Origin of the sequence: Oceaniferula spumae, from assembly GCF_042849255.1 — a bacterium.
GTDB lineage: Bacteria > Verrucomicrobiota > Verrucomicrobiia > Verrucomicrobiales > Akkermansiaceae > Oceaniferula > Oceaniferula spumae.
The window spans coordinates 489,321-502,125 of record NZ_AP026866.1 but is presented as its reverse complement, the minus strand read 5'-3'; the positions used below and the strand labels follow the sequence as shown (position 1 = coordinate 502,125).

At 50.6% G+C, this 12,805-nt stretch carries 9 protein-coding genes and 1 pseudogene; 8 read left to right on the top strand and 2 right to left on the bottom strand.

All coding sequences use genetic code 11. From position 1 onward, the window contains the following. Positions 1–8 precede the first annotated feature (8 nt). The 3 genes from nth to ACSPJT_RS02230 all read left to right on the top strand — a co-directional run bounded on the left by nth (position 9) and on the right by ACSPJT_RS02230 (position 6,163). Positions 9–629 carry an endonuclease III gene (gene nth / locus ACSPJT_RS02240; protein WP_435894744.1) on the top strand — a complete coding sequence of 207 codons (621 nt, stop codon included), beginning with the start codon at positions 9–11 and terminating at the stop codon, positions 627–629. 23 nt (positions 630–652) lie between these two features. Then, positions 653–4,642 carry a lamin tail domain-containing protein gene (locus ACSPJT_RS02235; protein WP_435894743.1) on the top strand — a complete coding sequence of 1,330 codons (3,990 nt, stop codon included), beginning with the start codon at positions 653–655 and terminating at the stop codon, positions 4,640–4,642. A gap of 294 nt (positions 4,643–4,936) precedes the next feature. Further along, positions 4,937–6,163, top strand: coding sequence for an FAD-binding oxidoreductase (locus ACSPJT_RS02230; protein ID WP_435894742.1), 1,227 nt, complete (start codon positions 4,937–4,939; stop codon positions 6,161–6,163). A 3-nt stretch (positions 6,164–6,166) separates the two neighbouring features. Here ACSPJT_RS02230 and ACSPJT_RS02225 read toward each other — a convergent pair whose 3' ends face one another. Next, a complete protein-coding gene (locus ACSPJT_RS02225) occupies positions 6,167–6,985 on the bottom strand; it encodes a hypothetical protein (protein WP_435894741.1) in 819 nt (272 codons plus the stop codon). A 264-nt stretch (positions 6,986–7,249) separates the two neighbouring features. Between ACSPJT_RS02225 and ACSPJT_RS02220 the strand changes: the two genes are divergently transcribed. The 3 genes from ACSPJT_RS02220 (at position 7,250) to ACSPJT_RS02210 (ending at position 11,367) form a co-directional block, all read left to right on the top strand. Continuing rightward, positions 7,250–8,518, top strand: a complete 1,269-nt coding sequence (locus tag ACSPJT_RS02220; RefSeq protein WP_435894740.1) for a tyrosine-type recombinase/integrase — start codon at positions 7,250–7,252, stop codon at positions 8,516–8,518. 911 nt (positions 8,519–9,429) lie between these two features. Beyond that, a complete protein-coding gene (locus ACSPJT_RS02215; protein ID WP_435894739.1) occupies positions 9,430–10,407 on the top strand; it encodes a hypothetical protein in 978 nt (325 codons plus the stop codon). Between the two features lie 48 nt (positions 10,408–10,455). After that, the gene (locus ACSPJT_RS02210) at positions 10,456–11,367 is read left to right on the top strand and encodes a hypothetical protein (protein ID WP_435894738.1); all 912 of its coding nucleotides are present in this window, start codon (positions 10,456–10,458) and stop codon (positions 11,365–11,367) included. A 408-nt stretch (positions 11,368–11,775) separates the two neighbouring features. On the opposite strand, the gene ACSPJT_RS02205 is transcribed toward ACSPJT_RS02210, so the two are convergent. Continuing rightward, the gene (locus ACSPJT_RS02205) at positions 11,776–12,372 is read right to left on the bottom strand and encodes an SOS response-associated peptidase (RefSeq protein ID WP_435894737.1); all 597 of its coding nucleotides are present in this window, start codon (positions 12,370–12,372) and stop codon (positions 11,776–11,778) included. A 181-nt stretch (positions 12,373–12,553) separates the two neighbouring features. On the opposite strand from ACSPJT_RS02205, the gene ACSPJT_RS02200 reads away from it, so the two are divergent. Together ACSPJT_RS02200 and ACSPJT_RS02195 are read left to right on the top strand one after the other, a co-directional pair. Beyond that, positions 12,554–12,679, top strand: coding sequence for a hypothetical protein (locus ACSPJT_RS02200; RefSeq protein WP_435896169.1), 126 nt, complete (start codon positions 12,554–12,556; stop codon positions 12,677–12,679). Then, positions 12,636–12,761: pseudogene (locus ACSPJT_RS02195) on the top strand (hypothetical protein); the annotation flags it as partial. The gene ACSPJT_RS02200 and the pseudogene ACSPJT_RS02195, both read left to right, overlap by 44 nt. Between the last annotated feature and the right edge of the window lie 44 nt (positions 12,762–12,805).

Genomic DNA, 12,805 nt, shown 5'->3' with positions numbered 1-12,805 from the left:
GTTTCGGTGTGACGAAACAAGAACGCGCCGATTTTATTGTACAGCGACTTGAAGAGCTGTATCCCGAAACTCCGATCCCTTTGGATCACACGGATCCTTACACGCTGTTAGTAGCGGTATTGCTATCCGCCCAATGCACTGATGTTAGGGTGAATCAGATTACTCCTGCCTTATTTGCCCTAGCCTCGAATCCTGCCGACATGATGCAAGTGCCGGTGGAGGAAATCCAAGCCATCATTCGTCCGTGCGGATTATCACCTAGAAAATCGAAGGCGATCTCGGAGTTGTCACGGATTCTCATTGAGGAACACGGTGGTGAAGTTCCGGCAGATTTTGAAGCGCTCGAGGCGCTGCCTGGGGTGGGGCATAAAACGGCGTCCGTGGTCATGGCTCAGGCTTTTGGAGTGCCGGCATTTCCTGTGGACACCCATATTCACCGTTTGGCCAAAAGATGGCGCCTGAGTCCCGGGAAGAATGTCGTTGAGACTGAACGCTACCTGAAGCGTCTCATGCCCCGGGAGAAATGGAACAAATTACACCTGCAGATTATCTTTTACGGTCGGGAACATTGTTCGGCGCGCGGATGCGATGGTAAAACCTGCGAAATCTGTTCGACGCTGAACGGCTAACAGGCTGATTCTTAGCTTGCGGTATGGATGACAGAGGCTACTTTTCCGCCTTGTACATGCTGGAAAAAATAAGAAGAGTTCAAACTGTATTCTGCGCTATCTGCATGTTCGCAGGCTTGGGCGAAACTGTCCGGGGGGAAGTATGGATTTCTGAATTCATGGCTTCGAATGATTCCAGCTATGATGATGCCGATGGCGATTCTTCAGATTGGATCGAAATCTACAACGATGACACGTCTGCGATCAACCTGAACGGCTGGAGGTTGACGGATAATGACTCCAACTCCTCCAAGTGGGTGTTTCCAAATGTCACGGTGCCAGCGAAGGGTTTCATTATCGTTTTTGCATCGGGCAAGGACCGGCGAGTCGAGGGCGCGGAGTTACACACCAACTTTTCACTCAGCAAATCTGGAGAGTATCTGGCGCTCGTAAAACCTAATGGATCGGTGGAGCACGAATACGCCCCCAGCTATCCACCTCAAGCTACCGATATCTCGTATGGTTTGATGCAAAGTGGCGCTGTGTCAACGATCGTCGCACAGGGCGCAGCTGGGCGGGCGGGGGTGGCTCAGAGTCAGAGCGATTTTAACAACAACTTTAATGGCTGGAATACCTCAATCAACGGATCGTTCACTGGTTCGACGTGGAGGAATATTAATTCAGGTGTGGGCTATGAGCGAAGCTCCGGATTTGGCAATTGGATAGGCTCCGGTGGCGATTTTGAATCCGAGATGTATGAGGAGAACTCATCGATCTTTCTTAGGCTTCCATTTAACGTTTCGGATCCATCTGCTGTCAGTAGCCTGACATTGCGAATGCGCTGGGATGCTGGGTTTGTGGCTTACATCAATGGAGTGCAAGTGGCGGCTGATCGAAATCCGACAAGCCTTGGTTGGAATAGCTCTGCTACAGAAGACCGACCTGATGGACAAAATGACGACTGGGAAAACTTCAATATCAACCTCAGTGGGGTGACCTTGTTGCCTGGAAACAACCTCTTAGCCATTCATGGTCTGAACGACCGAGTGGGCAGCTCGGACATGCTTTGCTTTCCTGAATTAGATGCAGTCACGAACCCAAGCACAGGGACACAGAAAGTCTACTTCACTAGTCCCACCCCGGGAGCGATTAATGAGGGGGGATCCGAAGATTTGGCTCCTTTTATTGATGAAGTTACCGATGCCGTTACCCCATTGCCGCAGGGAGGAGCAGGCAGCGCCCCGATCAGGGTCACAGCACTTGTCACGGAAACGAATCACCCGATATCGACTGTTAGACTGTTCTACAGGGTGATGTTCGGTTCGGAAACTCAGCTGACAATGAGGGATGACGGCGTTACGCCTGACGAAACCGCTGGTGATGGTGTCTATTCTGTCCATGTTCCAACTACCACGATGAGTTCAGGGCAGATGCTGCGCTGGCGTATTGAAGCTCGTGATGACGAGAATAATCTAGGCCAATCTCCTGCTTACTTGGATCCGAATGATTCGGATCGTTACTACGGCACCATGGCGGAAGCTGGGATCAACACTTCCAATTTGCCAATTCTCCACTGGTTTGTGGAAAGCCCGAGCTCAGCCAATACCCGAGGCGGCACTCGCTCTTCTTTTTTCTATGCCGGCCGATTTTACGATAACATCCAGACGGATCTCCATGGCCAGACGACCAGTGGGTTTTCAAAGAAGAGTTACGATATCGATTTCAATAAGGGCAATCGCTTTGAGTGGAAAGCGGGGGAGATCAAGGCCAAGGACATCAACCTGCTGACCAATTGGGCCGATAAAACCAAAATGCGGAACACCATGGCCTATGAAATATTCCGTGATGCTGGAGCAGCCCATCACTACGCATTCCCAGTTCGGGTGCAACAGAACGGAAGCTTTTTCAGTGTCGCCGACATGGTTGAGGACGGTGATGATCGCTTTTTGGAAAGGATCGGCTTCGATCCAGAAGGCGCACTCTACAAGATGTATAATCGATTAGATGGCACTGGAGGCGCTACCAAGAAAACTCGCAAGGATGAAGATAAGTCTGATATCCAAGCACTGATCTCGGCGTTAAACGAGAGCAACTCTCAAAACGCACGTCGGCTATATGGCTATGATAATATCGATATTCCAGAAACCATCAACTATCTCGCCGGGCTGTTCTTGGCGGGGAGTGAGGACCAAGGGCATAAGAACTACTACGTCTATCGTGACACTAACATCACGGGGGAATGGATGCTAATCGTTTGGGATTTGGACCTGAGTCTCGGCCACGATTGGGGTGGGCAGGGGTATTTTGATGATGACTTGATTTGGACTCAAAATCTGCAATTTGGCGCATCAAATCGATTGAAAACCTTCATCTGGAATTCTCCCGAACTCAACGAGATGTATGTTCGTCGAGTGAGATCGTTAATGGACAAACTTCTGCAACCGGACGCAGTTCCTTTGGCGCAACGCCGGATGGAAAACCGAATCAACGAACTGGCTGATTTAATCGACCCGGTAGGGGTAACATCGGATGCTGACTTGGATTTCTCCATGTGGGGTTCGTGGCGCGATGGAGGGTCAGGCAGCACAAATGCTGAGCATCGCATGCGCAATCAAGCACAGCGCCTAATCGACGATTATCTGCCTGGTAGACGCGCCTATCTCTACAGTGGTGTTCCGAGCAGCAATGGCCTGGGAATACCTTCTGCCCAACAACCAATGTCAAACATCACCATCGAGGATGTTGAGTTTTTACCAATCAGCAATAATCAGGACGAGGAGTATTTTGTTCTCAAGAATCGAGAAAACACGGCAGTGGATATCAGCGGATGGCAGGTGAAAGGGGCGGTGGAGATGACTTTCAAGGCTGGCACCATTATTCCCGCCGGCAGCGGCAATGCGGGGGCTCAGTATGTGGGCCTGCTCCATGTGGCTAAATCGTCCACAGCTTTCCGTTCCCGCGCAACAGGAGCCAAGGGAGGCGAATACCGCTTCATTCAAGGTGGTTACAGCGGTCAGCTTTCCGCTCGTGGTGAAACGATTGAACTATGGGATGCCGAGGGGAATTTGATCGCCACGAAGACTTACACTGGCACGCCGTCACTAGCACAACAATTTCTGCGGGTATCCGAGATCAACTATCACCCCACGGGTCCAACAGCAGCCGAGCAATCGCAATTCCCAGGTGTTACGGACTCCGATTTTGAGTTCATTGAATTAGTGAACACTGGATCCAGTGCACTGTTATTAGACGGTTGTTCATTCATAGAGGGGATTGATTACGTTTTCCCTGCGTCTACAACTCTCGCTGCTGGAGACCGAATTGTGATCGCCAAAAATTTGGACGCATTCGAGTTCCGCTACGGCACTGGCTTGAACGTGGTCGGGAATTACACAGGCTCGCTCGACAACGGTGGCGAGAGATTGAAATTGGTGGACGCCCTAGGCGAAAGCATTCTGGATTTTGAATGGAATGATAAGTGGTATCCACCCAGTGACGGGGACGGTCGTACTCTAGTCGTTCGCGATGAGAATACGCCATTCAACTTATTTGATGAGCCAACAAGCTGGGGAATTAGCGCCACTCAGGACGGCACGCCATCTCTACCCAATGGTCAAGTTTTCGCCCACTTTGAGGGATGGCGCTATGGCCATTTCAATAGCCTCGAACGAGATGATCCACAGATCGGTATGAGTGATTCGGATATGGATAACGATGGTCGCAGCAACTGGGCTGAATATTGTTTTGGAACCGATCCGAAGGTGCCTGATTCTGTTGAGGTGACGCTTGTGCCAGCTAGTCACAGTGGCGAAGTCTACGCTGCGATTTCATTCCCACGACGCAGAAATGCTTTTGACGTGGTATGGGCGCTAGAGGATTGTGATGACTTGGCGGGGTGGGATGGCACAAATTCTGCAATTCATGGCACTCCTCAAGTATTAGGCGGGGGCCTGGAAAAGGTTATTTTACGATCTGAAAACCTACTGAATTCAGGTGGCGCTTTGTTCCTTAGAGTCCATGCCCAATCACAATAATCGAGGCTCTGATTTTGGCTGGAATCGATCACTCCCTAAAAATCCACTGTATTAATATATATTCGTAAAAATACCCGCATTTAACTCGTTATAAGCAATATGTATTTTGGAAGAAGGGAGGTTATTCACACAATATCATTCGGGTCGTTGGCTTGCCTGTTTGGACTGGGCCGAGCATTTACTCAGACCAAAACTGCGGCTGGAGAGCTTCCGTTTTTTCTGACACCGGAGAAAGCGGGTTACGGGCAGGCCTGTCAACTTTTCAACAGTCGGCTAAAGCTTCGGCCCAAGATAGTGGCAGTCTGTCAAAGTGAGACTGAAGTGGCTGCTGCACTTCGTTACGCTCACGGGAAAAATACCCAAGTCACGGTGAAGAGCGGCGGCCACAGTTTTGAGGGATTCAGCTCCAATAACGGAGGACTGATGGTTGATCTCTCGGGCATGAAAACAATGACCTATGACTCCAAGCAGAAAACGCTCAAGGCACAGCCAGGCTGCAAGCTTGGCGATGTGGGGAAATTACTCTTCCCGAAAGGAAGACTACTTCCGTCGGGCTCATGCGCAGGTGTCGGATTGGCAGGACTGACACTGGGTGGCGGCTACGGATTGTTCGCCAGAAAATATGGACTGACCTGCGATCATCTAATAGGCGTGCGCATGGTCGACGGGCAGGGCAACGTCCACGACAGCGATCAGCAGCCGGATTTGCTGAAAGTTTGTCGGGGCGGTGGTAACGGGAATTTCGGAATAATCACCGAGCTGCGATTTCGCACGGTCCCAGCACCCAAGAGTTTCAGCAGCAAGCGCATCAGGTTTCGTAATCTCACTCCTGAGAAGGTGGGAGATTTGGCTAAACTCTGGTTTAAGGCGACTGATGGTCTGCCGGGTGATGTTTTTTCAGCCTTCGTCCTCAATGGCACGCAACTCACAGTTCTGATCACGTTTTTTGAACCGGCATCCAGACAGGTGGTGGAAACGCACTTCGGACCAATGGCGAAGGACGCATGGAAATCCGAACCGGTGCATGTCGCCCCGACTGAGCGAGCGATTCGACGCTATTACGGTCGTTCTGGCCCGCTGCCATTCAAGAACGCCTCAGCCGGCTACTACAAATCTCATGCAGATATCGCTTCGGTCATTCCCAGAATCGCCGAGCAAGTCGCCGACGTATCGGGCACCGTCTGGCAGATCAACACCTTGGGCGGACGCATCAACAGCCATGATTTTGCCAAAGAGTCTGTTTACCCACACCGCAGCTATCCTTGGCTCGGCGAAATACAGGCCTACTGGGATCGTGAAAGCCGTGCGACAAAATGTATCGAGAATGTGAGGGCTGTGCAGAAAATCCTCTTGGGTGCGGGCATCAACAAGCATTACCGTAATTACCCAGATATTGAATTCAAGGACTGGGAGAGATCATATTATGGTGACGAGAGTTTAAAAATGATCCGTCAGATGAAGCAGCGCTTTGATCCAGCGGACATCATTCGCCATCCCCAAAGTATCAGGCTGGAAAGCTAAGCCTTATTTTACTCCGTACAGCTGTGCGATATGCGTGATAAATTTCCGATGCTTCTCAGGAGCGTCGTTGTGCCACTTGGCGAGAAAGTCTTTGAAACTGAGTCCCTTTTTGGCCGGCGTAGCATTCAGGTATCTCAGAGCCTCCCAGTTATTTGGATTTTTCTCAAAGAGGGGCAGTAATGCGGCAGCCATGGCTCCATTGTGATGCCGCAGCGTTGAGCTTTTGCGGAGTTCGTCGCGATGTTTCTGATAAAATACATCGAGGTCCTCAGCCTTGATTTGCTCATACTTGCCCATGGTCTTGTCGGCGTAGGCCTTAAGATGTGGGGCATAGCTTTTCCAATGAGGGTAGGGTGGGTTTGCCGCCCAATCCTTTGAGGCGGCACGCATGCAGTAAAGAGAAGCCAGCTCGCAAATCGTTTCCTCAAACCATTTGTTATCGTGCCCGTCATTACGAAACCCGCAGAGCACATGGCAGAGTTCATGCGCCCACTGATAGGAATACTGCGCCCAAAGCGTGCTGTTGGTATCGAGCATCACGATGATTTCACCCTTGAGATTGCGTTTGTAGAGAGTGATTGGACCATTGTCGCCACGGATTACCATAATCGGCTCGACCCTATAATTCTTGAAATTCCTCCACAGAGGCCGACCCGCATATTCAAGAACCTTGCTGATATCCGACGCGCTCGCGTTAAAACCCGTGGCTTCGACCCTCACACGCAACCGCTCTTCGTGATCACATGCACCAACAACTAAGCTGCTGCCGAGAAGGAGAGAAAGCGCTGCAGCTGCGGATTTCGACTTTGTGCCTAGTCTCATGTTTCAACGACTATCTGAAACCCAAGTTGCATCAAAGAAAAACCCGCTAAAACACTGGGGTTTTAGCGGGTTTAAAAAATGGTACGCAGACTGGGACTCGAACCCAGGACCAAAAAGTTTTCAGCTATTGATGCTTAGTTGGTTACAAGGGTTTGCTCATGGAGGATCTTCCTCAACCTTCTGGAAGGTTGGCATTTTTGTTGGCATTACAATCAATTCTTTTGATACAGAAAATAGAACATTTGATTCTATGATCTGGTCTTCATGGTGAGAAAGAAGCCATTGACAGGGCGGGCTCCTGTGGCATTTATGTTGGCACTCATGGCGACCTTGTTTAAACGCAACAATAGTCCATACTGGCAAACCGCCTACATCGACCGACGAGGTGATCGTCTGTACCGCTCGACTGGTAAGTTGAAGAAAACCGATGCACGTGCGGTGGCGGCGAAGTGGGAGCTGGAAGAGAAGAAGGGGAAGGTGCACGAGCTATCCCTGCAAACCGAATTGGCGGAAATCGTGGCTAGGGCGGCGGTGGATGCCAACAAGGGGAGTCTGACTGTTGACAAGGCGCGTAGCTATGTGATGCAACTCTTCGAGATTTCCAATCACGAGGAGCTACCCGGTTATTCACTTGAGGGCTGGCTAGATAAGTGGCTGGAAGACAAGGCTCCATCACTCAAATTAAAAACTCTTACCCGATATAAGTCTTCAATCAGAGCGGTGAAGAAGGCACTTGGAAAGAATGCCCGTTTGCCTCTGGAGCTGTTTTCGACCCAACACGCTAAAGCACTTCGGGATAAGTTAGACAAGACCAAGGGGGCGGCTAGGAACGCGACCGTCAACGTCAAGCTAACTGATTTTAAGGCGGCGATGACAACTGCACATGATGAGGGCTTAACTGAGCGGAACGTCGGGCGGGCCATCAGGAATCTTCCCGAGGATGACAGCAAGCTAGTGACTCATTTCGAGCCGAAGGAGGTTCAGATTCTCATTGATGGTACGAAAAAAACGGATTGGAAAGCTGTGATCTTGATTGCAGCCACCACCGGGTTGCGACTCTCTGACATCGTAGGAATGAAATGGAGCAGTGTTCATCTTGACAAACAGTGCCTAGTTGTGAGCCCGGAAAAGCAGCGCAAAGGAAAGGTTAAAAAGACGGTGAATGTGCCGATTAATGAGGGGGTGATTAAACTGCTTAACTTACAGGGGGTAAAAAAGAGTGGGTATGTGTTTCCGAACCTATCGGGTAAAACCACGGCCACACACAGCACCAACTTCAACAACCTTATGAGTGGGACGGGCGTACCGAAGACGGTAACGCTGGATAATGGCCAGGAAGCCAGTCGCTCCTTCCATAGTTTGCGCCACAGCTTCGCTGTATGGCTGAGAAACGCGGACGTCGAGAGAGACGTGCGGAAGTCGTTGATGGCGCATTCAAGTGATAAAGTGCATGAGATCTACGCTAAACATGACGCGGCAGCTCTTCGCAAAGCTACGTCAAAGCTACCTGAATTCGACATAACGGCCCCCTGATTTTTTTTAAAAAAAAGCTTTCGTGCAGAGTGCATTTATGCCAGACTTAGTTGCTCCTCGGGAGAGGGCTTGAAAATATTGGAGATTATACTTTGACAAAGTTAAATTGTTAGAGAAGAGCATGTGTGTGACGCGCATTTTGAGATGCACCGAGAGGGTGCACGGGCGAGGGTCAGCATGTAAATTAAAGCAGCCGTAAAGAGGCAAGTCGATTCGTACTTATCGGCGTTAAGAACGTGCAAAATAAAAATAATCGGTTCCGCCGAGGGATCGATGTGCACCAGCAGGTGCATCTTGGAAGACAAAAAGAACGCCCGCTGGCGGTTACAGCCAGTTTTTTAAAAAATGTTTACTTCAATTCAACATCAAAGCGTGAGCCCTGCGATTATACGCAGTCGGGACCTTAGAGTCATCGGTAGAAAGGTTCTCTTCGCACCCACAATGACAGCCGACGGCATCAAGCTCGATAGGGGGCATCACATCAACATTACAATCCGGCAGAACATCACACAGCTTGTCCGGCCATCATTTCCGGCCTACTTGAGACTGCCGAAAAATGGCGAAAGATGCCCTGTTTCAGGTCTTAGCAAGTCGGCCCTTTCGTCCCTGATCCGGGGTGCGAACCCCAAGGTGGAATCTTTTCCACTAATGCAAAGTGGGGCGAACAGGGGCCAAAGGATGATTGTTACAGAATCTTTGCTGATTTACCTCGATTCCCTGCGACCGGAAGGACGTAGCCGCATCGAGGCAAAGCATAAGCGCGTAAGCGACAGTTCGAGATTGGCCATACCCATGGGCAATAAAACTTTAAACGTACCCGCATGACCGGATTTGACAGCATACACCTCATCCCGGTTACTCGTAGTCTTCAAACCCTTGAGAATCCTCACACAGGGGGTGATGGAAGAAGAGTGAATATACTAAACCACGAGCAAGGGTCATCGACATGGGAAAAAATCTGCAACACCACCACCGGGTCCGGATCCTTTGGCGATGACTCCGAACGATGGCACGACAGCGATTCCGGCATCACTATCAAGGTCAAAAGCAACTTGATAGTGAGCGTGCAGGCCAATCTCTCGAGGCTCCTCACAGGAAAGATCCACAACGGAATCATCGTCAGAGGCCAGGCAGAGACGGCGCAAGCCATAACCCGGATGTGGGACGTGCTTGATCGCATCAGCACGGGCCTCCGGGCTTGCGAGTTCACGTCGGTAGAATTTGGTGGAGTTGTCGAGATTCCTTACACCGATTTCGAACTCTTGTTGAAGGACCGGAACATTCCCCGACTACGCAAGTCACCTCTGCACCGCCGGGGAGAAAGCATAAAGTTCGGAGCCGCAAAACGGTCGCAGTTATCCCTGCAATTCTACGACAAGGGTCGGCAACTCAACCGACACCCTGCGTGGCGCGGGGCGAGCAAACTTGAGGTTGATCGGTTTACACGTATCGAGCTGAAACTCAGCGGCAATAAGCTGAGGGAAATCATGGCTGATGACGTCATGAAGGATGACGCTGGTAATGTAGTGCCAGCACCTGTTACCAAGCTCATTCATTCTCAATGGGAGAAGAAGTTCTTCGAAGTGCTCTACTCGCTAGCCCCAGACGATACAGGGAAAGTTCCGTTGGTGAATGACAACTTCATCACGCTTCTGGCGGTGATGGCGGAGCATGACCACCTGCGAATTGGCGGCGTGCACGTAGTGGATTTGTTCCTGTCCAAAGTCTCGAACGACCGAAAGCGGCGGATCACGAAAGCCATGTCAGTCATACGGTGTCTTGATCAGTCACTCCGGGATCTCATTCCCGAGGACCCGATGCCTGAGGTTATCGATCTGGTACCCGTGCCTATCGGTGCTGGGGAAGTTGTATTAAAAACGCCAAGATGAAGAGGGGGTGGCGGGGGATTCTTCCCCCGCCCGAACACCAACGGGAGAATGAAATACACTCACAATACCAAGCCCTTGCATGAGTGTGCAACGATGCACCAACAGAAGGCAGCGCAATTAGCGAATCCGCTGAGCTTTACTCAAGAGGGGATCGATCATGCAATCGATGAATCCAAGCAACTCCACAACAATCTTGTTCCTGGCAACTGTAGAAAAGATCATGTGGTAGCATTCTGCCAGCAGGCTCCGATCGCGAGGTACATGCAATTCGCATGTGCAGGGGGACCTGAACGGAATCCGTGGGATGCTCAATTGGCAAGGAATTTTGTGCGTCAATTGCGTGCATCCACGCTCAATATGCACGAGATCATACAGTTGGCCTACCTTAGAACCTTCTCTGGTCACGGTTTGCCGAGATTAAGGAAATGGCTTGGGCTGACAAGAGCGGAAAGAACGGATGATACGGAGTTTTTCCTGAGCATGGCGAGGAATGAAGCTGCGAGGTTGCTGGTCGTTGGCAATTTCGGCACGCTCCTTAATCAGGGGAATGAGAGTGATCACAGAAACTCCGAATTGCTGTTGCTCATGAGTACTTCGGAATTTATTAAAAAGATCGGGCCAGCATTGGAATCAGCTTTGTCGTGGCAATTCTTCATCCCTCCACATTTCGTGTCTCTCATGGCGGTTGCGTGGCGTGAGTTTGATGACTTTGGTCGCCGGGAAATGCTTGAACGTTATCGGGAAGAAATTCTTGATGAAATGGCCGAGCATTCTTTTCTCCGGAACATGGCGTTGTGCGTTACCGATGATGTGACTCGTGACACTTGGGGTGTCACTCATCTCGAAATCATCGAAAGAACTGGGCCTCTGGGGCTTCATGTATTGGAGCGATGCCGTGTGCTGGATGTTGAACACTCGCTGGCGGTGCCGCCGATGACGAAATGGTATGATCTGAAATGAATGTCGATAAAAAGGCATGCTCGCGCTTCCCTCGAAGAAGCATGAGCATGTCAAATACCCACTCAGAAATCTCATTAATCGACCTCAGACGGCTTCTGAAGTACACCAAGCAATAAAATAGGTCCACATCCTCCAAAGCGGCACACGGCGTTCTCCGTACGATCTCGGCCAGTATCTCATACTCCGTCTGGTTTCGATCCTTCGACAGATTCCTGATGTGAAACGGCTTTGATTTCACCGAATGCGAACAGATCTCTGTCTGTGGGCCCGGGCAGTTAGTCTCGGACAGTTGTTCGTTATGTGATGGAAGGTTTTCCTTGGCGTATCAATTTCAGGGATATCCCGATATGGATGTCAAGATACCATGTGAGACCCGATTGTAGGATTGGGCTGATGTCTATGACAGTTTCAAAACAGTTCGTCCTGTACGTGAGACGGTGGGTTCTTCAGCAGTGGGTTTCTGGCGTCGTTCACCCGGAGTGTTTCCGGGGCTGGGTTGAACTTCATCAGCTCACCGTCGAGGAATGGATTCAGCTCCTTGTCCGTCAAGACAGCTGGCATGCGATTGTGAATAGGGGACATCAGCGCGTTAGCTGCGGTAGTGATCATTGAGAAACATTCACCCAGTTTGTCGGCAGTCTCCCAGATACCAGCCATCCATAGCCACCCGCCATCCCGGCTGGTGAAACGATGTGTTCGTTTGTTTCCTTTCGGGCCTGACCACTCGTAGAAAGCGGTTACGGGAATCAGGCAGCGGCGATGTTCTATCGAATCGCGCCACATGGGACTCTCAAAGTTATCGCTTCGTGTGTTGTTCACCACGCCAAGCCCCGGACGCTCATAACCCCATCTCATCATGTGCACACTTCCGTCACTCAGATACACAGGAGCCTTGTCGGTGCGTCTGATTAGACGGACGTCGTCTGCCAGCGAATCAAAGCCGCCGGCGTTGAGCGCTTGAGGTGGCTTCTTCTTACCTCTGCCAAATTCGTAGACGCTGCACATGATTTTATTTATGAGGCTGGAGTTACTCGATGACAAGTTACTTGGTTGCCATACCCGTTCAGTCGAACTGGAACAAAGACTGGACGAATGACTGTCTGTTGGCCTACGCAGTGAGACTGAGCGCAGCTCATCAAGTCGAATACTGTGTAGCGTGGCTTTTGAGCATGCGGGAAGTGTGAAGATGCTGATTGCAGGCAATAATTTCACCTCTGCGCTTGGACTAGTCCTACTTCAGTATGAGGGCATTGGTACGTGCTGTATGGTTGTTCTATGCTGCCTCAGAAGGCACGTTATCCTTGCTTTCTGAAGAGTTTATCAGCGAGTCTTCCAGAAAAGCCAACAACGAGCTGTCCATGGTCGGTGAAATGCTGAGTAAGTTGGATGGTAGAGCGCCCCAGCCAGCTATGGATCTTCTGCTTGAATTCAAAGAGTA